Source organism: Paraburkholderia sp. 32, from assembly GCF_050435345.1.
Lineage (GTDB): Bacteria > Pseudomonadota > Gammaproteobacteria > Burkholderiales > Burkholderiaceae > Paraburkholderia > Paraburkholderia tuberum.
Genome location: NZ_JBNDKD010000001.1, coordinates 505,564 through 527,127 on the forward strand (window position 1 = coordinate 505,564; position 21,564 = coordinate 527,127).

The following is a 21,564-nucleotide window of genomic DNA, read 5'->3' on the forward strand; positions in this document are numbered from 1 at the left end:
TCATTCATACGGCCACCTTCGCCGAGCTCGCCGTCGAAACAGCACACAGATGCTCGACAGCCTGAATGCGCTCCCCAATCCACCGCATCGCGTTGACGGCCATGCTGTTACCGAGCGCCTTGTAACGCGGGCCGTCAGCAGCTGGTTTGCCGTTGAATGGGATTGCGGTGTATCCGTCGGGGAAGCCCTGCAGGCGTTCGCATTCGAGCGGTGTGAGACGGCGTACGGCGCTGTCGTACTGCACAACGCCCGGATCACCGTTACGCGTGGTCTGCGGCATCGCCAATTCGGTCGCATATAGCGGATCGCTACCCATGCAAATCGAAATCGCGCCGACCCCAATGCCACCGCGGCCACCGTTCGGCGTCAACACCGCATAGGCTGTGCCGTCCTGCCGGTATTCGAGATCATGGCCGCCGGCGCGACCGCGGACCGCGAGCGTGTACGGCTGCACCACGGCAGCATGCCCGCCACCATTCCGATGCGAGGTGGTGTGTCCCATGCTCCGCAGCGTCGGAGCAACGTCGCCCACCATGAAGCCGTTCCGGCCCGATGTCTTGCAGTCGAATGCGATGGGAATGATCGGCGTTCCGCGCCCAGTGCCATCCTCACTTGCATCGAAGCCCTCGCCGCGCAGCGCATGCGCGACCACCAGCGTTTCAGATTCTGCGTCGATGCGCTGATTGCTCGTCGTCAACGCACGAGCCACGCGCGGGGTTAGCCGGCTGTCTGCCACATCGTTTTCGTCACTACCTCCAAGGCTAGCCGCAAGGGTTCCGGCAACTTCTTGCCCCGCTTTTCGGCGCGGCGGAGGATGCCCGCGCAGGCTTTCGCGCTCAAAAAGTACCGCCGCAGGTGGTCGCCAGTCTCCAAGATATCCGACAACGAACACACGCCGCCGTCGTTGAGGGACGGCGCGAGCGTGTGATTCCACTCGGACGTACTGAGCGTCAAGAACGCGGTAGGCGAACCCATACCCGAGTTCTGCCAGCCCCCCGAGCAGGGTTCCAAACGCCCGCCCTTCGCCGGTCGACAAGACACCGGGGACGTTCTCCCATACCAGCCAGCGGGGCCGATATCGCCGAGCAATGGCAAGATAGGTGAGCATGAGGTTGCCACGCGGATCGTCCAGTCCCTTTCGAAGTCCGGCGACACTGAACGACTGGCAGGGAGTTCCGCCGACGAGAAGATTGATAGTTGCATCGGGCCAGTTCCTGAACTTGGTCATGTCGCCGAGGTTCGGCACGTGCGGATAGTGATGCGCGAGCACGGCGCACGGGAATGGTTCGATCTCGCTGTGCCACGCCGCCCGCCAGCCGAGCGGATGCCACGCGACGGAAGCCGCAGCGATGCCGGTGCAAACGTCGGCGTAGATCACAGGGCCTCCAGCGACAACGCAGTCTGGATCGGCGCGTGCTCACGTTGCCAGCAAATGAGAGACGGGTGCGCCTCAATACGCTCGCGCATGACCTGAGCTCGTGCTTCTTTCGACGCGGGCGTATATGAGCCGCGCCAACGCGAGTCGATGCCGACGTTGCGCCCGATATTCGTCGAGTCGGCCGAGGCGAACGGGAAGCGCGTGAACACATCGACGTCAAGCATCCGCAGGCCATGCAACTTGCACACCGGCCGGCCATCCCGATCACAAACGACGTCCATCGCTTCGGCCATGCGCGTCCACCATGCGTCAGTGCCGATCGTCGCGTACTGCCCTGAACTGCCAAGACAAACACGTGGCCAAGCGAGTGCAAGCCGCTCGAGCCGCTCGAGCCGCTCGAGCGATTCGTGCAGATGCCAGACCGGCGCACCGGTCCATGGCGCACGGAAGCGCCACGGCCATTCAGCGATCAACGCGTCATTCGCTGCTTCATCGCCGTCGATCACATCGGGAATCACTGCGAAGTCGAATGGCGGATAGCGATGCAGTTCCGCGACCCATGCGTAATAGCGCGACCAATCCCTAACCGGCCGACCCGCGCACCATGCGCTAAAAGCGCCGTTGTCAACGGCGAACGACTGCGCTACGTCGAGCACAAGCCCCAGTTGCTCCGGATATTCGAACGAAACGAACGCATGCCCGGAACCCACGGCGCGCAGTGCGGCCGTGTTCGGGGTGATCGGAAGGCCGTGATAGTGAATCACGATTCGCCTCCAGTCGCGGTTTCGGACGACAGACCGAGCACCCACCGCAGCGCTTCAGCGCGCGCGCCCTGAGCCGACTCGAGTTCCTTCTCGATCTTCGCGCGCGTCTTCATGCGCGGCTTGCCGTCGCCCATCACGGCCCGCTGTTTGCGCGAGCGTTCATGCCCATTTACGCCGTCGCCGGCCGCGATCAGCTCGGCAACCTTCGCTCGCTGTTCGTCGGGCGTCAGTTTCGTCAGTTGCTTCGCATGGGTAACGTTCACCTTCCCAGCCTCGACAGCATCCTGAACGGCAGCGCAGCATTCGAGCAGTTCGAGCGACGCGCGCACGGTCTGCGGACCGACGCCGAACAGAATTCCGATATCGGCCTCGGAACGACCGAGCGATAGTTGCCGCGCCATCTTTTCGGCCCGCGTTATCGGGCTTTCCTGTTGCCGAATGGCGTTTTCGCTTGCCGTGGCGGCCGACAACACAAGCGCGCGGTCACGCGCCGCCACCTTCCGCACGATCGCCGGCACGAGCTTCGGTTCCTCGCCTCGGTCGCGCAAACGCCGGTTCGCCTCGCGGCAGTTTTTTACGCGCTGCCGGCCCATGACGACCTCGACGACGCCCGTCTCAGGATTCTTGTTGACCTCGATCGCCTGCAGCACACCTTGGTACATGATGTTGCGCACCATGTTCTCGTCGAGCGGCAAATACACGCGCGAGTCGAAAAGCGGATGCGCCGGATCTTCCACGAGCGTCAGCACCTCGGGATCGAAATAGAGGACGTTGCTTTTTCCGGCTGCGCCATATGCGTCGATGCTGTTTTTCGCCATTCTCGTTGCTCTCAATCGGTTGACCAAAGGCCGCCGGAAGGTCGGTGTTGGCGAGGGTCTGCCTCGCTTCCGGCGGTGGTCTCTGGCACTGCTCGCGTATGGGGGCCGTCACGGAAGCCGGGCGCAATCCCTCGCATTGCTATTGCACGCGTCCCTTCCGTAAGCCGCGCGCGCCATGACTTGACGGCCTGTCAACTACACAGGCTCGCCCCCTCTTGTGTTTCCAATTTCGATTTTCATGTCGGCCGGCTCAACCAATGCGCGTAAAAGCCGCGCGACCACACCAATGTGTACACGACCGATACCGCGAAAAATCCCCAAAGGTGGGCTTGCCATGACGCAAAAAGCCATGCCGGCTGACCAAGCAACCCGAACACGCTCGCGTATTTCCGATGCGACAAGCGCCCGTCCTGCGACAGATAGACGGCCACGACGCCGAAAATGAATATGCCGATCTGGTCGATCATCACGCAGCCTCCCTCCACTGCTGCACCCGCAAAGCCGTCGCGTATGCCTCGTCAGGGTCGATGTAGAGCAACCATCCGAGGGGCAATTGATACTCGACCGCAGTCACCCAGCCACGCGACCAGTAGCGCGCGAGTTCGGGGAACGCCTCCGGGGAAAAAGGGCTTTCCTCAAATGAGGCGCCACAGCGCTGCGCACGGCGGACGGCCCGAAATGCGGCAACTTCGAATGCGTCACGCATCGTCGCGCCCCTGAATGTCTGTCCCGCTTTTGCCCAAAATGTCCCGACGTTCAACCTCCATTACTGTCGGGTGCATCAGGCCGTAGGCACTACGCAGGACGTGGTAACCAAGATATTCGGGCGTCGGCATACCACGGTTCGCCGCATCGATGGCAAGATCGCGCGCCTCGTCGGCGGGCAGCACAACCGTCGCCTTAGCCTTGCCTGGGTTGGGTTTCGTCATGACGGCACCCGCGTCCCAATCCGGGACATTTCGTCGCTGACGTCAGCGAGCTTCGCGGGCAAACTTCCAATCACGCCGAATGCGGCCTGCTCCAGCAGGCGAACCGCTGCAGCGTTATCGCTGCTGTATCCGTACAGCTTGCGCTGGATGCGGATGGCATCGATCAGTTCGTCAGAGACCCGCAACCGCAGATCGTTAACGTTTTCGTTCTTCAGTGACATGACATTCAGTTCAGCTCCACCATCGGTTCAAGACAACATAACGCCGGGACTCGGCGATCGAATTAAGGCGTACTTACTGCAATGGCAAAATCGAGGACTCGCAACGGTTCCACAACCGCCCTCAACCACAACAGGAGTACGCACAGGCGAGGGTTCCGGCTCTCGCCAGCAAAATCAGCAGCTCTCACACAAACCTCATTTACTTTCATCACTGAAGGAACCCTCATGAACGAAAAAACCACACTGGTCACCGCCGAACAACTCGGTCTTATCGTCGAAAACTTTTCCGGGGCTATCGCAGCGTTAGTCGACGCACTCGACGAAAAAGGCTTGCTAACCAGGCAAGAGGCATCCGACGCATTGAATGAACGCGCTCTACGGATGCGGATTGACCAGGGAATCCCTCAGAAAGACCTATGGCTTTTAGAGCATATGGCCACCGGTCTCGTGGCAAACAAGCGCCCCTGAAAGCCGCTTCTGCCAGCAGCTGCCGAACATCTGGTCTGAAACGATCGTTAGACATCACACCTCCTCTGGTGCTGGGATGGGTTGCCCCAGTTCGCCTCTTGCCGCCTCACGAGCAGTAAGAGGTATGGGGGGAGATCCAGGAGCGCCGATTAGATCATCCCAATAACGGTGCCAGTCGTCAGGTCGGAGACGCGTTCGACTTACGCCGAATTTCTCCTCAATTGCCTTGCAATGCGCTGCCGCCACGGGGCGATTCCGTTCCGGCAGATCGCTCGTCCACTGGGAGACCATCTGGGGCGAAACGCCGAGTACCTTCGCAAGATTGCTCGGACCTTTTGCATTTACAACGGCCTCGCGGATAGCCGCCAAGGCCTGGGAGTTGATAGCGTTCATGCAAGCAATAGTAAAGCAACACTTCCTTTTCATCAAGCATTGCTGCATACACTAAAGCGATGATTTAATCCAATATATGAAGTCAACGAACGACACCGCCGATCTAGCACGCCGGGTCCGGCAGGCACTCGCCGAAGCGCGCCTCACGTCTGCTGAGGTTGCGGTCGCCTGCGGCGTTACTCCGCAAGCAGTGAACGGATGGAAAAAGACTGGAAGAATCGGCAAGGAACAGTTGCCGAAATTGGTCGAACTGACCGGCCGCCCGCTTAGCTGGTGGCTCGGAAGCGATGAGCAGGATCAGCAATCAGCGACGAACAGCGTCGTTGAACGGTTGACGCGGATCGTGGGAGGGCGAAGCCCGGCAGATGTTGAACGAATCGTCGATGCGATAGAAATCCTGCTGGACGCACCTCGCGCCTTTGAGGTAAAGGCGGGCGGCAGCGTCGCAGACGAAACAGAACCTGAGGTCGTCATCCAGCCGCCACCGCGCCGACGTCGCAAACAAGCAGCAAACGAGTAAGCCAGCCGCGCGAGCGGCTATTTTTACGGCAAATCGATAGTTTTTTACAATTAGTAGGTTTTTTTGAGATGTAGTGCCTATCTAAGGGAGGTGATCAACGGCTCGAACGTAATGCAGACGCGTTCTTTGTTTCGCAGTCCAAACGACGTGGCAATACTCCCGGCGCATTGACTTGAGCGCCGAGTTACCTTTTAACAACTAGCTGCCGCTAAAAATTAGCCGGTACTCGCAAGGAAGAATCATGCAAGCAATGCAACTTAAATCAGAATTGACCGTTGGAGATATTATCGGGCACGCGATCATATGGATCGTTCTGACCGTGGTGTCTTTTGGTTTCGCGCTTTTCGTCTTCCCCTACTACATGGCCCGATTCATTATCAGCCGAACCATCGTAGTTGATCGGCAGGGTGCGCGGATTGGTCGGCTCAACTGCACGATTGACCTTGCGAGCATAATCGGCAATATCGTGATATGGGCAATCATCAGCATCCTCACCCTTGGCCTCGGCTACTTGATATTCATGTACAAGATTTACGCCCATTGCATGAACCACACCGATATTACTGCGAACGGGTAGGCCTGCCGCGCAAGCGGCTACGGCCCTAGATCAGCAGATCGACCAATCGAAGCATCTGCCTGGTTTCTCGCGATCCGTTTTGTCTGCTGTCACGGATCGAGTCGATCAGGCATTCGATAAAGCCAGCCGCCGCAGGGTCCAGTGGACGTCCAGCCAGCGTGGCAATGCCAAACGTCTGCTCGTCCATTTCTTCTTTCACCGGGATCACGCACAGATTGTGGCGCCTCGCGCAAAGTTCGATCGCCGGCCACGAGAATATGCTCAGCATGTCCGTCTGCTGCAGCAGTTCGATGGCGATCGGAAGAGAGTGAACGTAATGTATTGCATCAGGATCCGGCAAGCCGTGCCGCAGGAAGATATTGGCAGAATAGCTCTCGCGCCCCGGAGCTCGGTTCAGTATCCACTCCTGATTGCGAAGTTCCGCGAGCGAGCGCCTGTCCGCGCAAGGATGATCCTGCCTGGCCACGACTCCAGCTCTGGTGGTAAAGAGAGGCCGGAAATCGAACTCCGCCCCAACTCCATCTGGCGCCGCCCGGCAAACAAGAACGGTGATACTGCCGTTGCGCAGTCGGGGAACCCCGAGAGCAAGATACCCTTCAGCGATCTCCAACTGGGTACCCGGGAACCTCTTTCGATGGCGCGAGAGCGTATCCGGCAGAAAGGCTGTCGCCATCCATGCCGGCATGGCAAACGAAAGTCGCCCAGGCCGCTGCTCATACATCGTCCGGAGATCCTCAAGTGCAAGTGCCCCCTGTCCAAGGATTGCACGCGCGTGTTTCAGCATGGTCTGGCCACGGGCGGTCAGCACTATCCCGCTCCCAACTCGCTGGATCAGTTGCATATGTAAGCACGTCTCCAGTTGATGAATGTACCTGGCGATTGTTGACTTCGGTACGCCGAGCATTTGTGCTGCAGCGCGGATGCTGCCTGCATCCGCGATAGCGACCAGCGCACGAAAGAACTCCAACCGCGCGCCATCCAGATCGTTAACCATGGTTAACCCGGACGTTTCGTTAACAATTTTCGTGCCTGAAATCTGACGCGTCGTTTTTACGTCGGGTAATCGCCCGCTAAGGCCCGTCCGCATTGGGTTTGCGCAGGTGTCCCGTAAACTGGGCCATGTCCCACTTTTCGGTCCCTTTCCCGGCAGTTCGCGAACCGGTACGGTATGGCCTGCTCAACACGATCCCCAGGCGCATGGTCCGAAGGCCTGAGCAAGAGGGTTGTCCAGATGACGATTCCATCAAAAGGCGGAACGCCGTTAGCATTATGCGACGCTGATAACGACGCGTTTCGCCCTTTTGCGGGAGCGCCGCTGTGAACGTCATTTCGTTCACGCCGTACTTGGAGCACCGTCGGCAGGGGTGTCACGTTGTTCCGCATGACCGGCCGTGCACTCGGACAATGGCGGGGCCGCGGTGACCATCTTATATTTCCCTGGATGCGACCCCGGTGGTCAAGAATCAGCGCGGAGCCGACATGCGGAATCGCCTTCGCCGCCCAGGAATGATTGCGACGCACTCGGTCGCATTGTTATCGAATTCGGACACGATGGCCGTCACCGCATCTACCGCATCGGGCGGTATCGCGCGAATGAAGCATTGACGCGCTACGCGTTAGTTGAGGCGCTCTCCTACTACGTCAAGCGCGATCCGGACCTGCCCGAGTAAAGCGTTGCTTTTGCAAAAAACAATTAATGCTTGTCATGCATGAAGCGTTGCTTTATTCTTCATCCATCGCCACCCAACCGATGGAGCAAGGATGCACCACCTTCCACCCTCTGCACCGCTGGCATCGCATCCCGCGAAAAAAATCGTCGACGAACATCTGGCAGTCGTCCGGTCGATCACCGTCGCCGACATCGCGGCGGCGCTGCAAACACAGCCCGAGGCGACGCAACAGCGCTGCTTGACCGCATTGATCGACGGTGAACCGTTCGACGCGGGACTCGTGCTGCTGCACGCCTTTAACCAGGCAATCGAGGCCCGGGCGTTACGCGCTCGTGACGCAGCAACGACGACCGCGGAGCCGGAGTCAACCGAGGTCGCGCCGGATCACCGCACATTCATCACTGCGGGGGTGCAGTAATGTCCGTGCTCGCCAAAGACCTGCTTGTGCTGCGGGCGTTGCCGGAACCGCACGGCGCGCCGACCGAACATCTCAAACGCGAACGCGCTGCCGGGCTGATCGGCGAAGGCGTCGACGCCAAGCCAGAGGCTGCCCGCCCGCGGCGCGACGCAGCAGCTGAAGCCGACCAGTACGCACGGCGCACGACGAAGCGCCCGCTGCTCTGCTTCGCGTTCCTCGCTGCGTCGCCGCTCGTCGCCGAGGGCCTTTGCCGGGTGCTGGGTGCGTGGTGATGTGCGCATTCCTCAAATACTGCGCGACATCAGCGCTGGCTCTTGCGATCGTGGTTCTGTTGTGCGCGCTCGTTCAGCAGTGGGATGAACGCGGTACCGCTGTCTGCCAGGCAACCCGCTGCATCTGATCCCGTAAAGGCTCACCGATGATATCCGCGCTCAAGCCCTTAGGAATCCTCTCCGACCTCGATGAGGCTGCGGTGCTGGAAATGCTCGAGCGCAAATTTCACGAACAGGGATGCAGCGGCCGGTTTTGCGACGCGAAGCCGCAGGTACTGACCACCCTTTTCGCGGCCGTACGTGCGGATCTGGCGCCAAGCCGCAGGGCCCGTGAAGCGCGGGAGGCGCGTGAAACGCAAAAGCGCGTCTCGCGCGCGCTGCCCGAGCCGCGAAACATCGGGCAGCACAGAAAGTGCCTCGCCGCCGGTGAGCGCAACGATTAACCACCAAACCCCACGGGGATCATCAAATGTCCGTAAGACCCATCACAGACACGCTGCGCCAGATTTCCGGTGGCGCCATGCTCGATCACGCAAGCGACCAGTTCGCCGACCTTGTCCGGACGATCGACGCCAACGGTGGCACCGGGAAGATCACGATCGAACTGAACGTGAAGAAGGCAAGCCGGGGCGGCGCCATGCTCGTCACCGGCAAATCGACTCTCAAGAAGCCTGCCGACGAGCCGATGGAGGCCATGCTGTTCGCCACCCCCGAAGGCAACCTCGTCGCCGACGATCCCCGTCAGCAGAAGCTCGACCTGAAGCGCGTCGACACCGCTGACACCCCGCCGTCCGAATTGAAGACGGCCTGACCCTCCCCCCACTGGAGTATTTCCCGCTATGGAAGATCTGCAAAACAATATCGCCGAAACCCTCGCGCGCGAAATGAAAGCGCCCGTTGAAATCGGCTCGAACACGGACGCCGCGGTGCGTCGTATCGCGCTCCCGCCCGACTGGACGTTGAAGGAGTACGACGACTCGAAGTATCGCGCTGCTCCCCTTCGGAAAAGCGCGACCGTCCGGCTGCGCGCGCCCGAGGACTTTATCGAGTACACCAAGCGGCACGGCTCGCTGACAGATTCGACCATCTGGTGCGAAGCCGATTATCCGCGCGGCCAGGTAGCCTTCACGGCCATCCTGAACGATAACGGCGAAGACGAAGCGAAAGCGGCATGGCGCGACCATCTCGCGCGCTTCCAGCCGGAATTCAGTGAGGAATGGAAACGCTGGATCGGCAACAACAAGCAAGCGCTGTCTCAGGGCGACTTCGCGGCGTTCATCGAAGAAAACCTGAAGGACATCACCGGCCCGACAGCAGGCGAAAACCTGCCGACCGGCGCGGAGATGCTCGAAATGGCCTTGGCGTTCGAAGCCACGCAGGACTTTCGTTTCAAGAGCGCCGTCCGCCTCCAGAATGGCGGCCAGAACCTGTCGTTCGTCCAGGACGACGACGACCAGACCCTGCAGAAGATGAAACTGTTCGAACGGTTCGCACTGGGCATTCCCGTCTTCCGCAATGGTGACGCGTACCGCATCGACGCACGGCTGCGCTATCGCGTTCGCGACGCAAAACTGACCTTCTTCTATGAGCTGATTCGCTTCGACAAGGTGCTCGAAGCCGCCGCGACCGGGATGATCGCAACCATCCGTGAGCAGACCGGCAATCCGTTCTTCTTTGGCGATCCGTTCGCCAAGTAACGAACCGGCGGCTCGCCGGCTGCCGCAGAGACATTCCACGCCTCGAAAGCCGGCATCTCTTTCCATATTGCGGGGGCATCAATCATGACAGCCCGAGAGTGGCACCTGTACTCGGCCAAGGTTTTTCTAACCGAACTTTCCACGCATAGGCATGCCATCGACTGGCCTCACTCATGGTGGAACGTTTTCGCGATGGCACAGGAAGCGCGCCGCCGTGCTGCCTCAATAAAGGTTTGAAGCGATGGATACAAAACAACCGATGGCGTGCCCGCTTTGTGGCGCAGATCTCTCGCCGGCCAGCAACGCCGACTTTCACTGTCACCCGCCAGCCGATTGCATTCTCAGCGGGTTCGAAGTTTCGCGCACTGAGGTGCCGAAGTGGAATCGCCGCGCCGTTCTCGCTGCTGCCACTGCATCCACTCGCGAAGCCGCAACTGTGAGCGACGAGCGGGAGGCGAGTTGGGATCGCCAGTTTCATGAGGCGGCCATGACCTATCGCATGGCAACGATGGCCCATGCTCCTGACGCTTACGAGAAGTTGCTAACTCTCGCCCGCGCCGCATCCACGCAAGCCACGGCCGCCGATGAACTTGTGGGCGAAGTCGTGTTGTTCGGCGGCGATCTGAAAGCGGTTTTGTGGCGCAACGGCAAGATGCCAGCGCCGGGCACGAAGCTCTACGCCACCCCACCCCAGGATGGAGCGCAGATCAGGGATGCGCTGAAGGGCGCGGCAGTCATCGCTGATGCGGCCGGTGCCGAGATTCGTTCATTGCGAACGCAAAACGAAATGTTGCGACAAGAACTCAGGAACATCGCCAACGCGGACACCGTCGAGTGGGACGATCCGACCGAGTTCGAAGCGTGGGCAAAGAGCCGCGCGAGGCATGCCCTGTCTCAACAGGAGGGGTGATTGCGACTTCAAACCCTCCCCTACCGGAGAAGAAAAGACGGAATGAGCCGCTTACTCAGCCACCCCGGCAAGGTGCTCGATGTTGTCCTCAATCCGTCCTCGCGCCTCCGCCTCGGCATCAGCGGCCGTCCCGGCGACCAGCGGGAAAACGAGTCCGTTACCTTTGAGCTCGTGATTGAAATGCACCCACGATTCGTAAGAATATACGCCGGCTTCCGAATGAGCGACGTTAAGCACCACGTCGTAGGTACGGCGCAGACCCTGTTGACGCGTGTATTGGAATTTGTACACCTCGGCATGAAGCATGGCAACCTCCGCGGTCACTTTCGAGGAATCCTGGCATGACGGCCTACCACAACGGGATCGACCCGTACCGCGCGCAAGGCCCCGGGCACGTCCTAAGAAGAGGTCCAAGATGAAACCGCTACATCGCGTCGATTCGACGCTCCGCGTCGAAACGAGCCTCTTCGATCGCAAGATCCTGACTTCTTGCAGGCGTCTCTTGGTTTCTCCAGTAGACGGGGGGCTTAGTCATCGTATATGCCCAGTTCCACCTCCCGTCCCTCTGCTCGGTCACATACACGCTGTAGTTGACTTCCTTATACGTGAAGTTGTGGTTCGACATGAAGGTCTCATTCTGGGCTTTCGAAAAATCGTAGGACGCTGGCTAAGCGCAGTTCGCATCGCACCATTGGATCGACCATCGCTCAGCAGCTTCAATTGCATCCGCGTCGGAAGGATAGTCTCCAAGGTCGCCCGAATACTTCACCTCGAACTTATCACCGTCGAACTGCATGATCGCCTCAGAATAGGTGCCTTACTCGTAGTCACGCTGGACAAGCTGCGGCTGCCCGGCCACATCTGGACCGATGTTCACCAACTTGTTCCGGTAGTCGCAGCCGGGGCAAATGAAAAAAAATCCTTCCTCATCGATTTGGGGCTCGATCTCACCGAGGGCAAACCGAACATTGCAGTTTCGACAGGTCCACATGTCGGCACTCCGTCTGTATACGGAGAAATCCTAGCATGAGCGCGATCATTAGCGAATGCGGCAAGTACCGCTACCTCCTGACCCGCGCGGCCGACTCGATGTGTCCAATGAAGTCGACCGCGTTGTTCTTGATGCTCAACCCGAGCACCGCAGATGCCAGTCTCGACGATCCTACTATTCGGCGCTGCCGCGGCTTCGCCAAGCTGTGGGATTGCAACGGCTTGGCCGTCGCGAACCTCTATGCGTTGCGCTCGACAAACCCGGCCGCCTTGTGGGCGCATCCCGACCCGGTCGGCCCCGACAACGACGACTATCTATGGAACTTCGCCCGCGAGTGCGGCGACGTCGTATGTGCATGGGGCTCGAATGCGAAGCCAGATCGTGCCGCACGCGTTGCCAGCATTTTGACCGACGCGGGCGCACGCCTGTGGTGCCTAGGCACGACGAAGGACGGCTCGCCGCGTCATCCACTCTATGTGCGTGCCGACCAGCCGCTTATCGAATGGCACCCAGCAGCTATCGCGGCATCCGCAGAGAAGGGAGATAAGGCAAATGGCTGATACGACTCGCCAGATCGACGCTCCCGGGCTATGGGTTGAGGCTGTTGCCCAGGCCAACAAACGGCACCGCCGCGTCTACAAACCGCTTATGTGCGCGAACCACCTCGGCCGCCTGCTCCAAGAGCTGCTGTCGATCGAGCGTTTTTTCCTCTCGAAAAATCGCCAGCAGGTCGGCTTCGTGCCGTTCCCGCAATTCGGTCCAAGCTTTATATGCCGCCTGAAACTCCGCGCGTTGCTCTGGTGTTTGCATTTTGACCTCCACGATTGTGTGCGAGGAAGCCTAGCATGAAGGCGCTTTCTATCCGCCAACCCTGGGCGTGGCTAATCGTGCGCCCAGACCTTTCGGGCCCCGCCCGTGCCACTGCGATCGCCGCCGGCATCCTGAAGGACATCGAAAACCGCAACTGGCCGACGAAGGTACGCGGGCGCGTGTTGATTCACGCTTCAAAGGGGATGACGCGCGCGGAGTACGAAGCCGCGCAGGATCCGCTTTGGCCTGTCGGTGGACCGTCGATCGAGCTGCCGCCGTTTGACCAGCTCCAACGCGGTGGGATAGTCGGCGTCGTGACGATCGATGAGTGCATCCATTCCGCCGATCGCACGTCGCGCTGGCACATCGACGGTGCTTTCGGTTTCCATCTGGCCGACGCGAAGCCGCTTCCGTTCATCGCCTGCAAGGGAGCACTCAACTTTTTCGAAGTTACGTCAGAGGTCGCCGCGCAGTTGCGGCAAATGCACGACTTAGGGGCGATCGCGTGAACGCCGAACGCCTGTCAGTGCTGCCCGGCGTTCAGCAGCATCCATGTCTGCCGGCTGGCCGGGCCAGCGAGAATTCGTGCAAATACGCCGCCACATTGCAGGCAGGTGTAGTGCGCCTCTGCTCGCGCGTCCTTCACAGCGCCCGCACCGTTGAGCGTCAGCGCTTCATGTGGCTCGGCGGTGGCCGGCTGCCCGTAGAGGTGCGCGCACGGTCCGCAAGGTTGAATCCAGAGGTGCATGAGCTGCGTTCCAAAGGTGAATGATGAAAATTGTATTCGATCAAATCGTACAGTTCGAAGCTTGCCGCGCCGCTGAAGCGTGGTGCGGCGATCGCGGCATCGCGGTCGGCCGCATGGAGCGTGGCCAGCCGCGCGGGCTGCTGCACGGCCCATATGACATTGCGAAGTGGCACAACCTGTCCGGTCCCGAACGGCGCGAGCTCGACGGCACAATGACCGGCGATATGCGGCATGGCCCGGTCGTGATCGAGTTGAAGGGCGAGGAAGCGGATTACCCGCTCATTTCCGAGGAGGCGCACGATGACTGATACGTTTCTGTCACCGGAGGAAGTCGCTGAGCTGACTGGCGTGCGGGTCGGTCGACGCGGGAAAACCCGCGAGGAACTGCAGGTCGCATGGCTGCGTACGTCTGGCATCCCGTTCTGGGAGAATGCGCGCGGGCGGCCGATCATTGCTCGCGCTGCGATCGAAGGCCGCATCGCACGCGACGATCTGCCAAAGAAGAAATGGCAGCCCAAGATGATGATGGCTGGTTAAAGACATGGGACGAAAGCCCACCCGAAACAAAAACCTACCGCCACGAATGCGAGCCCGCCACCGCGGGAAGGTCACGTACTACTACTACGACCTGGGCGGCAAGCCACGGCGCGAAGAGTCGCTGGGCACCGATTTCGTGCTGGCGGTGAAGCGCTGGTCAGAAATCGAGCAGGAACAGATACCGAAGGCGTTCATTCCCACGCTCAAAGCCGCCTTTGACGCGTATATCCGCGACATCATCCCCGGAAAAGCCGCCAGCAGTCAGGGCGCCAATCTCGTGCAGATTGGGCTGCTGAAAGAGTTTTTTGGCGACGACGCGCCGCTCGATGAAATCGAGCCCGTACATATCAAGCAGTACATGTATTGGCGTCACAAGAAAACAGTCGAATGGTACAAATCGAAGAACCGCGTTGTGCCAGCAAATGCCGGTCACGTTCGCGCGAACCGCGATATTGAGGTGCTCAGCCACGCGTTCAATTTCGCGCGCGAGATCGGGCTGACGAAGGCTGCAAACCCTTGTCTCGGCGTTAAAAAGAACGTTGAGACGGGGCGTGACGTCTATGTCGAGGATGAGATATTCACAAGGGTGTACGAAAAGGCCGACGTCCCCACTCGCGATGCAATGGATCTGGCATACCTCACCGGGCAGCGACCGCAGGACACACTGCTGTACGACGAGCGGGATATTCGCGACAACTTCCTGAACATCGATCAGGGGAAGACTGGGAAGAAACTCCGCATGGAGATGTCCGGCGAACTGAAAGCCGTGATTGATCGCATTCACCGGCGCAAGGCAGGATGCAAGGTAGTGAGTACCGCCACTTGGTCGTCAATGAGAAGGGCCAGCGGATGCTACTGGACACGCTGCAGCGACGCTTTCGTGAAGCACGCCGTGCTGCCGGCGTAGCCGATAAGGATTTCCAGTTTAGGGATTTGCGGGCGAAGGCCGGCACAGACAAAACTGACAGCTCCGGCGATATCCGACAGGCCCAAAAGCAACTCGGTCACACGTCAGTTGCGATGACGGAACACTACGTGCGAAACCGCCGTGGTGACAAGGTCAAGCCGACGAGGTAACGACAAGCGGTTAAATTCGTTCGTCGTTAATTTACGCTCTTCGCCGCGTCAGTCAAACGTTTGATGACGGCCTCATGCTCTTTTCGCTGCTGTTCGATAAGGCGCATCCGATCCGCGAATGCCGAAAGATCGTTGATCCACCGAGCCACGACCAACAGATACGTCACACCGACGAAGAGGAGAAAGCCGATAACGGCGCCATTGATGCGAGGGTTATCACTGATGGGAGCTTCACTCAGAATCCACATCAGCACGCTGCAGGAAAAACAAAGCCCGATCACGAGCCAGAAACGCTTGCGAATGTCGACACGAGCTACGGTGTAACGCTCCATCTCGCGGGACGAGAGAACCCCGACTCCTGTCGTGCTATTCAACTGGGAAAAAAACACAGAAAGAATGGTGGCGAGGAGTCCAAAAATCGCGGCGAAATACTTCACCGTCTTCCCCGACAACAGCTCTGGGAAATAGGGCGCCAGCGCCGCGAACGCAGCAGCGCCCATCACGATCAGCAAGGCTCTGGAGTAGGTCCTCATGGCCCTACGATGATACCACTCCGTTCTTTATCAGGCTCGACAACCAGGCAACCATGTCCGCGTAAAAGTCGTCCTCCTGCGGCACCCCGCCCACGCTCGCCATTGTCAGAGGATGCGAAATCTTGAGCTCTGAGCCCTTGACCTTGAAGCCGTCTGCCAGTTCGAGAGCAACCGAATCTTCGTCCTGATCTCGGAATGCGATTGCAAGGTCATCAATGAGCTTCATGGTATCCGCCGGCTGTGAACGGGAGCGGGTCGGGTACCTGATTTCAAGCCAGACCTCGAGGTTCCCGTCAAACACGGCGTCCTCTAGGTTCAGCTTTGCGAAGCGGTCGCCCGGGAGAATGCTCTTGATGAAATTCACGACCGCATGATCGGGCTCAAGCTTTGAAACATCCTTCTTCTTCGCCGCGACGTTGGTCGTTACAGCCAGGTCGCCCTCGTCGGCGCCCGGCACCATGAACGGCCGACCGAACGACAAAGCCTTCACATGAGACTTACGGATCCGGTCTTTCGTCGCTTTCTTGATTTCGTCGGCGAGGGCCAATCCCTGTTGGCTCCCCAACAGACCAACTTTGTCTCGCAACAGCCACGCCAGATGCCGCTCGAGCGCTGATGTCTTCAACGACTGCGAGTGCACGACGACCAGATGATTCTCGAATATGGCGAAAAAAAGTACGCCCGGCACATACTGCTGGTTTTTCTCATCTTTCTGCGGCGGCTCCAGAGCCCCGATAGGCAGACTGGTCGCCTCAGGATCGTCCACGATCACCAGCTGGAATGCACCGCGCTCGAAGGCAACCAGGGTGCCGCATAAAACACCGCCCACGACCTTGGTCGAACTGATGACTCGATGATGAGAAGCGGAAGCGTCGACGGCCTCCAGACGGTCTTTAACTTTCTTCTGTTGGGCTAGTGCAAACTGGACTAACTGCTGGAGCGTTTGCGCGGATGCCGGCACGATGGCTGCACGGCGATAGTATGCGGTCTTTGCGCTCTTGGTTTCTACAGCCATCTATTGCCTCATCGCTTGCTTCTATTGGGCGAGGGTCGCCAGAGCGGGAAAGCCTACGACATTCGGCAATCGACTAGCAAGCAATAATTGCGGAAAAGATTGACTTTTGCGGAAAAAAATACATCTCAAAAAACCGGAGACAGAAATCCCGCAAAGCCTTGTGGCGGAAGGCCGCCGGAGTCGAACCGACCTAGGAGCGTCTGACGCCCCCAACTGGGTTTGAAGCCCAGCCGCACCACCGGATACGAATGCCTTCCTACGATGATTGGATGACGCGAGCCCGATAGAAACAGACCGCCAGCCAGATCAAGGCAGATCGAGCCAGCGGCTATCCGTGCGCACGAGGTGCAGGCCACGGTGGAAGCGAGTATACCCAACCCGGTCGAAGAACTCCAAAAGCTGGATCGCGCGTTTTCGGCCGAGCCCGGTCGCGTCGCGAAACGGCGCGGCCGCCACGGTGCCGCCGTTCTTGTGCGCCTCCGCCGCCGCGATCGACGCAAGTTCGCGAATCACCTGCTGGTGGTAGAACAGGTCATGCACGACCTGGAACAGCTCGCCCTGACGCGCGAGCTTGCGCAGCAACTGACGCACGCGCTCCTCCGGCACACCGTGCGCGTTCGCGAGCTCGCGCACCCACGGCGGATCGAAACGCCCCGCCTCGATCTCGGGCAGCAGCGTCGCGGCAAGCGCCTGATCGGCGGCGTCGAGCGTCACGGCGTGGCCGGGCAAATGCAGCCACGGTCCGCGTCTGACGAGCTGGCCACGCGCCGCCGCATCGTCGACCAGCGCGCGCCACAGGGCGTCGTCGACCAGTGGCGCCGCGATGCGCCGCAAGCGCGACACGTCCGGGCCGAGTTCGTCGGGCGAGCGCTCGTGATATTGCGCGAGCGCACTCGTCAGGCGCCCCTCGAGCGTGTGCCATGTCGCGTCCGCGACCAGCAGCGCGTCATGGCCCGGCAGTTCGATCGTGCGTGTCGCGGCGGGCAACGCGAGCGCCGCCGCCGGCATCCCCGTGAGGCGCTCCAGCAACGCCCGCGACAAACCGTGCGGCGCGCGAGCGAACAGCGCGTCGAGTGAGCCGGTGTCGAGCAGCGTCTGCATCGCGTCGAGCCAGCCGAAGCGCTCCGGCGAGCGCCGCTTGCGCGCCGGAGCAAACGCATCGAGCACGTGGCCGCCGCCCACCGTGCGATTGGCCTGAGCGTTACGCACGACGAAGCGATCGCCCGGCACCGTGCACAGCGGCAGCTCGAACACGAGTTGCACGCGCGCGCGCTGACCGGGCGCGAGCGTGTCGCCTTCGAGCAGCGCGACATGCGCAACCTGATGCTGCGTGCCGAGATGCACGTGCAGCGGCTCCCAATGTTCGAGCGCGTGCGGCGCGTCGGCGAGCAGCGTCAACGCGACGTCGATGCGCTCGCTCGCTTGCGACAGTCGCGGATCGACGATCCAGTCGCCGCGCTCGATCGCACTCTTCTCGATGCCCGCCAGATTCAGCGCGCAACGCTGGCCGGCGCGACCGGTTTCGGCGGGGCGATTCTGCGCGTGGATGCTGCGCACGCGCACCGATTCGTTTTTCGGCGCGAGCAGCATCGTGTCGCCGACGCTCACGCTGCCCGCCACCACGGTCCCGGTGACGATCGTGCCCTGCCCCGCGAGCGTGAACACGCGATCGACGGCGAGGCGGAACAGGCCGTCGTCGCGCTTCATGCGCCATGCGGCGGCCTGCTCGCGCAGATGCGCGTTCAGCGCGGCGACGCCCGCATCGCCCGCGCGCGTTGCGCAGGTATCGAATACCGGTGCGTCGCGCAGCACGCTGCCAGCGACGAACACACTCACTTCATCGCGCACTTCGCGCAGGCGCTCGTCGTCGACGCGATCCACTTTCGTCAACGCGATTGCGCCGCGCCGGATGCCGAGCAGTTCGACGATCGCCAGATGTTCGCGTGTTTGCGGCATCACGCCGTCATCGGCGGCGATTACGAGCAGCGCGAAGTCGATGCCGCTCGCGCCCGCGGTCATCGTATGCACGAGCTTTTCGTGGCCCGGCACGTCGATCAGACCGAGCACGTCGCCATTGTCGAGCGGTACGTACGCGTAGCCGAGCTCGATCGAAATGCCGCGCGCTTTTTCTTCCTTGAGCCGGTCCGTGTCGACGCCGGTGAGTGCCTTCACGAGGCTCGTTTTGCCGTGGTCGATATGCCCAGCAGTACCGACGATCATGCGTGCCCGTCCTTCAGTTGCTTTTCGGTTGCGCGATCAGCTGTGCGATCAATTGCGCTTCGTCGGCGGCTTCGAGGCAGCGCAGATCGAGCCGCAACGCGTCGTCCGCGATCCGGCCGAGCACCGGCCGCGCCATCTCGCGCAACTGCTTTTCGAGCGCGAGCAGATGACGGCCGCCGCGCTTGCCGTCGCTCATCCTGATGACGAGGCCATAGCTCGGCAGCACGTCGACGGGCAATGCGCCGCTGCCGATCTGGCTGAACATCGGCTCCGCGGCCACGCTGTAGCGCGCGTCGATCGCCTGCTGTAGCGCCGGTAACACGCGCTGCGCGGCGCCGTAAATATCTTCGGCGGGCCGCGTGAGGAGCCGTAGCGTGGTCAGCCGCTCCGTCAACTTCTCCGGCGCGCGATACAGCTGGAGAACAGGCTCCAACGCCGCGAGTGTCAGCTTGCCGACCCGCAGTGCGCGCTTCAGCGGATGCTTCTTGATCTTCGCGATCAGATCGCGCCGCCCGACGATCAACCCGGCCTGCGGGCCGCCGAGCAGCTTGTCGCCGCTGAACGTGACCAGATCGGCGCCGGCCGCGACGGTCTCGCGCACCGTCGGCTCGCGCGGCAAGCCCCATTCGGCGAGATCGACGAGCGTACCGCTGCCGAGATCGACGGCGACCGCAAGCCCGCGCGCGTGCGCGAGCGGCGCGATCTCTTCGATGCCGACTTCCTTCGTGAAGCCACTGATCGCATAGTTGCTCGCGTGGACTTTCATCAGCAGCGCGGTACGCGCGTTGATCGCCTGTTCATAGTCCTTCAGATGGGTGCGGTTCGTCGTGCCGACTTCGCGCAGCTTCGCGCCCGCGCGGCTCATGATGTCGGGAATGCGAAACGCGCCGCCGATTTCGACGAGTTCGCCGCGCGACACCACCACTTCCTTCTTCGCCGCGAGCGCGGACAGCGTGAGCAGCACCGCGGCGGCGTTGTTATTGACGATGGTCGCCGCTTCGGCGCCGGTCAGCTCGCAGATCAGATCGTCAATCAGATCGTCGCGGTCGCCGCGCGTGCCGGTGGCGAGATCGAACTCGAGGTTGGCCGGTTGCGTAAGCGCGCTCATCACCGCGCGCACCGACTCATCGGGCAGCAGCGCGCGGCCGAGGTTCGTGTGCAACACGGTGCCGGTCAGATTGAACACGCTGCGCAGCCGCGACGCGTTACGCGCGAGCAGCGCCGCGGCGACCGTCGCATGCAGCTGCGCGGTATCGAGCGCGCTCACCGCCGGGTTGGCCGCCGCATCGCCCGATTGCGCGCTGATGCGCCACGCATCGAGCGCGTCGCGCAGCGCGTTGAGTACCTGGGTGCGGCCGTATGCGCCGATGAGCGGCACGAATTGTTCCGACGCCAACACCTTGTCCACCGACGGCACGCGCGCCATCAGCGCGCGCAATGCCGAGCTGCTCACATCGCTCACGAGCAATCCTTATGTCGTTTTGAACTTGGCTCCGGTCAGGTCGCCGTCAGGCCGACTCGTCGCCCTCCGTTTCGGTCGCGCCGGCCGTCTGCTCCGGCCACAGCCATGGATGCGGCGACGCGCGGCGGTAACCTTCCGCGCCCATCAGCAGATCGAGCGTGAGGCTCGCGAGGTCGTCCGCGAATGGATCGAACTCGTAGTCCTTCGCCTGAATGCCGATCTTGCGGTAAGTATGGCATTCGTCGCACGACTCCGCCTTCAGCGCGGCGTTTTTCGATTCGGCTTCGCGCGCGGCTGCGTCGGCGTCGGGCGAGCCGGCTACCTGGTACGCGATGCCCTTCGTCGAATCGCAGTTCGAGCATTTGCTACGGACCATATGCCATTCGGTCGCGCACAATCCGCATTGCAGATAGCGATAGTTGTCGTACGCGCCGCCGATGCGCAGCGTGCTCGCCACCGGATGCGAGCCGCACACCGGGCACAGGCCCGGTGTGTCGAGGTACGGTACGGCGCGCTTGTCGATGTCGGCGGCGAGGTCGGTCCATACGACCTGCAGCGCGGCGATGATGAACGGCGCGCTCGCCGGATCGACGTCGGCGAAGCGCTGCGCGAAGATCGCGTCGGCCTGCGCTTCGAGCGCGGCGACGTCGAGCGAGCGCAGGCGCGCGAACAACGCCACGAGCGGCGGCGTCAACGGGGGACCCGCCGCTTCGATCCTGTCGAGCAGTTGTAGCAGCACGTCGCGCCACGCCGGATCGCGCGCGCCGGACAGCGCTGGAATCAGCGGCATCGAATACTGCTGCGCGCTCGCGATCAGCTCGGGGCTCGGTGGCTGGGCCTTGAAGTGCGCGAGCACCGCCTGCTGCGCATCGGCAAGCGCCGCCATCAGCCGCAGGTAGCCGGCGATCGGATTGCCGCGCGAGGCGAGCTGACGCAGGCGCGCGGCGCGCGGCGCGAACACCGCGAGCCGCTCGGGCATGCGGATGCGGGGTATTGCCGAGGGATCGAGCGACTCGATGTCGGCGGCTTCGAGAATGCGTTGAGTCAAGATATCGACCTCTGAAAACTGAAGGGCCGCCGCCCGTCATCGACGAGGCGCGGCGGCCCGGTGCGAGGGGCGCTGCGTCCAGTGCATT

34 protein-coding genes and 1 tRNA gene are annotated in these 21,564 nt (G+C 61.3%); 16 read left to right on the forward strand and 19 right to left on the reverse strand.

Going from position 1 to position 21,564, the window contains the following annotated elements; genetic code table 11:
* Window positions 1-4 precede the first annotated feature (4 nt).
* The 7 genes from OKW26_RS02345 to OKW26_RS02375 form a co-directional block, all read right to left on the reverse strand.
* Window positions 5-1,378, reverse strand: a complete 1,374-nt coding sequence (locus OKW26_RS02345) for a DNA cytosine methyltransferase (RefSeq protein WP_429352562.1) — start codon at window positions 1,376-1,378, stop codon at window positions 5-7.
* A complete protein-coding gene (locus OKW26_RS02350; protein ID WP_429352563.1) occupies window positions 1,375-2,142 on the reverse strand; it encodes a hypothetical protein in 768 nt (255 codons plus the stop codon). Before OKW26_RS02350 ends, OKW26_RS02345 begins: the two co-directional genes overlap by 4 nt.
* Window positions 2,139-2,960: a ParB/RepB/Spo0J family partition protein gene (locus tag OKW26_RS02355; protein WP_429352564.1), complete on the reverse strand. Its 822-nt coding sequence runs from the start codon at window positions 2,958-2,960 to the stop codon at window positions 2,139-2,141. Before OKW26_RS02355 ends, OKW26_RS02350 begins: the two co-directional genes overlap by 4 nt.
* A gap of 236 nt (window positions 2,961-3,196) precedes the next feature.
* Window positions 3,197-3,427 carry a hypothetical protein gene (locus OKW26_RS02360; RefSeq protein WP_429352565.1) on the reverse strand — a complete coding sequence of 77 codons (231 nt, stop codon included), beginning with the start codon at window positions 3,425-3,427 and terminating at the stop codon, window positions 3,197-3,199.
* Window positions 3,427-3,666, reverse strand: a complete 240-nt coding sequence (locus tag OKW26_RS02365) for a hypothetical protein (RefSeq protein WP_429352566.1) — start codon at window positions 3,664-3,666, stop codon at window positions 3,427-3,429. Before OKW26_RS02365 ends, OKW26_RS02360 begins: the two co-directional genes overlap by 1 nt.
* On the reverse strand, window positions 3,659-3,889 hold the full coding sequence (locus OKW26_RS02370; RefSeq protein WP_429352567.1) for a hypothetical protein: 231 nt from the start codon (window positions 3,887-3,889) through the stop codon (window positions 3,659-3,661). Before OKW26_RS02370 ends, OKW26_RS02365 begins: the two co-directional genes overlap by 8 nt.
* Window positions 3,886-4,110 (reverse strand): hypothetical protein, encoded by a 225-nt coding sequence (locus OKW26_RS02375; RefSeq protein WP_429352568.1) that lies wholly within the window; start codon window positions 4,108-4,110, stop codon window positions 3,886-3,888. The genes OKW26_RS02370 and OKW26_RS02375 overlap by 4 nt, the downstream gene beginning before the upstream one ends.
* 225 nt (window positions 4,111-4,335) lie before the next feature.
* Here OKW26_RS02375 and OKW26_RS02380 point away from each other — a divergent pair, with 225 nt between their 5' ends.
* Window positions 4,336-4,578 carry a hypothetical protein gene (locus OKW26_RS02380; RefSeq protein WP_090808588.1) on the forward strand — a complete coding sequence of 81 codons (243 nt, stop codon included), beginning with the start codon at window positions 4,336-4,338 and terminating at the stop codon, window positions 4,576-4,578.
* A gap of 54 nt (window positions 4,579-4,632) precedes the next feature.
* On the opposite strand, the gene OKW26_RS02385 is transcribed toward OKW26_RS02380, so the two are convergent.
* Window positions 4,633-5,019 carry a transcriptional regulator gene (locus OKW26_RS02385; RefSeq protein ID WP_429352569.1) on the reverse strand — a complete coding sequence of 129 codons (387 nt, stop codon included), beginning with the start codon at window positions 5,017-5,019 and terminating at the stop codon, window positions 4,633-4,635.
* 28 nt (window positions 5,020-5,047) lie between these two features.
* On the opposite strand from OKW26_RS02385, the gene OKW26_RS02390 reads away from it, so the two are divergent.
* Both OKW26_RS02390 and OKW26_RS02395 read left to right on the forward strand, forming a co-directional pair.
* Window positions 5,048-5,491 (forward strand): helix-turn-helix domain-containing protein, encoded by a 444-nt coding sequence (locus tag OKW26_RS02390; RefSeq protein ID WP_429352570.1) that lies wholly within the window; start codon window positions 5,048-5,050, stop codon window positions 5,489-5,491.
* Window positions 5,492-5,741: 250 nt separating this feature from the next.
* On the forward strand, window positions 5,742-6,068 hold the full coding sequence (locus OKW26_RS02395; RefSeq protein ID WP_429354163.1) for a DUF6693 family protein: 327 nt from the start codon (window positions 5,742-5,744) through the stop codon (window positions 6,066-6,068).
* Between the two features lie 25 nt (window positions 6,069-6,093).
* Here the strand turns inward: OKW26_RS02395 and OKW26_RS02400 are convergent, their stop codons facing one another.
* Window positions 6,094-7,062 (reverse strand): LysR family transcriptional regulator, encoded by a 969-nt coding sequence (locus tag OKW26_RS02400; protein ID WP_429352571.1) that lies wholly within the window; start codon window positions 7,060-7,062, stop codon window positions 6,094-6,096.
* Between the two features lie 767 nt (window positions 7,063-7,829).
* Here OKW26_RS02400 and OKW26_RS02405 point away from each other — a divergent pair.
* From OKW26_RS02405 to OKW26_RS02430, 6 genes are all read left to right on the forward strand, one after another.
* Window positions 7,830-8,156 (forward strand): hypothetical protein, encoded by a 327-nt coding sequence (locus OKW26_RS02405; protein ID WP_429352572.1) that lies wholly within the window; start codon window positions 7,830-7,832, stop codon window positions 8,154-8,156.
* Window positions 8,156-8,428: a hypothetical protein gene (locus tag OKW26_RS02410; protein ID WP_429352573.1), complete on the forward strand. Its 273-nt coding sequence runs from the start codon at window positions 8,156-8,158 to the stop codon at window positions 8,426-8,428. The genes OKW26_RS02405 and OKW26_RS02410 overlap by 1 nt, the downstream gene beginning before the upstream one ends.
* Window positions 8,429-8,574: 146 nt before the next feature.
* Window positions 8,575-8,871, forward strand: a complete 297-nt coding sequence (locus OKW26_RS02415; RefSeq protein ID WP_429352574.1) for a hypothetical protein — start codon at window positions 8,575-8,577, stop codon at window positions 8,869-8,871.
* 77 nt (window positions 8,872-8,948) lie between these two features.
* Window positions 8,949-9,239, forward strand: a complete 291-nt coding sequence (locus OKW26_RS02420) for a hypothetical protein (RefSeq protein WP_429352575.1) — start codon at window positions 8,949-8,951, stop codon at window positions 9,237-9,239.
* Between the two features lie 28 nt (window positions 9,240-9,267).
* Entirely contained in the window at window positions 9,268-10,125 is an 858-nt protein-coding gene (locus OKW26_RS02425) for a DUF2303 family protein (RefSeq protein WP_429352576.1), read from the forward strand.
* A gap of 241 nt (window positions 10,126-10,366) precedes the next feature.
* Window positions 10,367-11,035: a hypothetical protein gene (locus OKW26_RS02430; RefSeq protein WP_429352577.1), complete on the forward strand. Its 669-nt coding sequence runs from the start codon at window positions 10,367-10,369 to the stop codon at window positions 11,033-11,035.
* 51 nt (window positions 11,036-11,086) lie between these two features.
* On the opposite strand, the gene OKW26_RS02435 is transcribed toward OKW26_RS02430, so the two are convergent.
* A complete protein-coding gene (locus OKW26_RS02435) occupies window positions 11,087-11,341 on the reverse strand; it encodes a hypothetical protein (RefSeq protein WP_429352578.1) in 255 nt (84 codons plus the stop codon).
* Window positions 11,342-11,459: 118 nt separating this feature from the next.
* Window positions 11,460-11,660, reverse strand: coding sequence for a hypothetical protein (locus tag OKW26_RS02440; protein WP_429352579.1), 201 nt, complete (start codon window positions 11,658-11,660; stop codon window positions 11,460-11,462).
* A gap of 66 nt (window positions 11,661-11,726) precedes the next feature.
* On the opposite strand from OKW26_RS02440, the gene OKW26_RS02445 reads away from it, so the two are divergent.
* Together OKW26_RS02445 and OKW26_RS02450 are read left to right on the forward strand one after the other, a co-directional pair.
* Window positions 11,727-12,065, forward strand: a complete 339-nt coding sequence (locus tag OKW26_RS02445; protein ID WP_429354249.1) for a hypothetical protein — start codon at window positions 11,727-11,729, stop codon at window positions 12,063-12,065.
* Window positions 12,062-12,586 (forward strand): DUF1643 domain-containing protein, encoded by a 525-nt coding sequence (locus OKW26_RS02450; RefSeq protein ID WP_429352580.1) that lies wholly within the window; start codon window positions 12,062-12,064, stop codon window positions 12,584-12,586. Before OKW26_RS02445 ends, OKW26_RS02450 begins: the two co-directional genes overlap by 4 nt.
* A gap of 28 nt (window positions 12,587-12,614) precedes the next feature.
* On the opposite strand, the gene OKW26_RS02455 is transcribed toward OKW26_RS02450, so the two are convergent.
* Window positions 12,615-12,836 (reverse strand): hypothetical protein, encoded by a 222-nt coding sequence (locus OKW26_RS02455; RefSeq protein ID WP_429352581.1) that lies wholly within the window; start codon window positions 12,834-12,836, stop codon window positions 12,615-12,617.
* 35 nt (window positions 12,837-12,871) lie between these two features.
* Between OKW26_RS02455 and OKW26_RS02460 the strand changes: the two genes are divergently transcribed.
* Entirely contained in the window at window positions 12,872-13,345 is a 474-nt protein-coding gene (locus tag OKW26_RS02460) for an ASCH domain-containing protein (RefSeq protein WP_429352582.1), read from the forward strand.
* Window positions 13,346-13,359: 14 nt separating this feature from the next.
* On the opposite strand, the gene OKW26_RS02465 is transcribed toward OKW26_RS02460, so the two are convergent.
* Window positions 13,360-13,584: a hypothetical protein gene (locus OKW26_RS02465; protein ID WP_429352583.1), complete on the reverse strand. Its 225-nt coding sequence runs from the start codon at window positions 13,582-13,584 to the stop codon at window positions 13,360-13,362.
* A gap of 20 nt (window positions 13,585-13,604) precedes the next feature.
* On the opposite strand from OKW26_RS02465, the gene OKW26_RS02470 reads away from it, so the two are divergent.
* Genes OKW26_RS02470 through OKW26_RS02485 form a run of 4 tightly spaced genes read left to right on the forward strand, consistent with a single transcriptional unit; the run spans window position 13,605 to window position 15,198 of the window.
* Window positions 13,605-13,892 (forward strand): hypothetical protein, encoded by a 288-nt coding sequence (locus OKW26_RS02470; protein ID WP_429352584.1) that lies wholly within the window; start codon window positions 13,605-13,607, stop codon window positions 13,890-13,892.
* Entirely contained in the window at window positions 13,885-14,121 is a 237-nt protein-coding gene (locus tag OKW26_RS02475; protein WP_090808561.1) for a DUF4224 domain-containing protein, read from the forward strand. The genes OKW26_RS02470 and OKW26_RS02475 overlap by 8 nt, the downstream gene beginning before the upstream one ends.
* 4 nt (window positions 14,122-14,125) lie before the next feature.
* Window positions 14,126-15,028 (forward strand): integrase, encoded by a 903-nt coding sequence (locus OKW26_RS02480; RefSeq protein ID WP_429352585.1) that lies wholly within the window; start codon window positions 14,126-14,128, stop codon window positions 15,026-15,028.
* Entirely contained in the window at window positions 14,971-15,198 is a 228-nt protein-coding gene (locus OKW26_RS02485) for a tyrosine-type recombinase/integrase (RefSeq protein WP_429352586.1), read from the forward strand. Before OKW26_RS02480 ends, OKW26_RS02485 begins: the two co-directional genes overlap by 58 nt.
* 26 nt (window positions 15,199-15,224) lie before the next feature.
* Here OKW26_RS02485 and OKW26_RS02490 read toward each other — a convergent pair whose 3' ends face one another.
* From OKW26_RS02490 to fdhE, 6 genes are all read right to left on the reverse strand, one after another.
* Window positions 15,225-15,710: a hypothetical protein gene (locus OKW26_RS02490; protein ID WP_429352587.1), complete on the reverse strand. Its 486-nt coding sequence runs from the start codon at window positions 15,708-15,710 to the stop codon at window positions 15,225-15,227.
* A gap of 25 nt (window positions 15,711-15,735) precedes the next feature.
* Window positions 15,736-16,746 (reverse strand): hypothetical protein, encoded by a 1,011-nt coding sequence (locus OKW26_RS02495; RefSeq protein WP_429352588.1) that lies wholly within the window; start codon window positions 16,744-16,746, stop codon window positions 15,736-15,738.
* Between the two features lie 161 nt (window positions 16,747-16,907).
* A tRNA-Sec gene (locus tag OKW26_RS02500) sits at window positions 16,908-17,003 on the reverse strand.
* Window positions 17,004-17,052: 49 nt separating this feature from the next.
* Window positions 17,053-18,966 carry a selenocysteine-specific translation elongation factor gene (selB, locus tag OKW26_RS02505; RefSeq protein WP_429352589.1) on the reverse strand — a complete coding sequence of 638 codons (1,914 nt, stop codon included), beginning with the start codon at window positions 18,964-18,966 and terminating at the stop codon, window positions 17,053-17,055.
* A gap of 13 nt (window positions 18,967-18,979) precedes the next feature.
* On the reverse strand, window positions 18,980-20,428 hold the full coding sequence (gene selA / locus OKW26_RS02510) for an L-seryl-tRNA(Sec) selenium transferase (protein ID WP_429352590.1): 1,449 nt from the start codon (window positions 20,426-20,428) through the stop codon (window positions 18,980-18,982).
* 46 nt (window positions 20,429-20,474) lie between these two features.
* Entirely contained in the window at window positions 20,475-21,476 is a 1,002-nt protein-coding gene (gene fdhE / locus OKW26_RS02515; protein ID WP_429352591.1) for a formate dehydrogenase accessory protein FdhE, read from the reverse strand.
* Window positions 21,477-21,564: the final 88 nt, after the last annotated feature.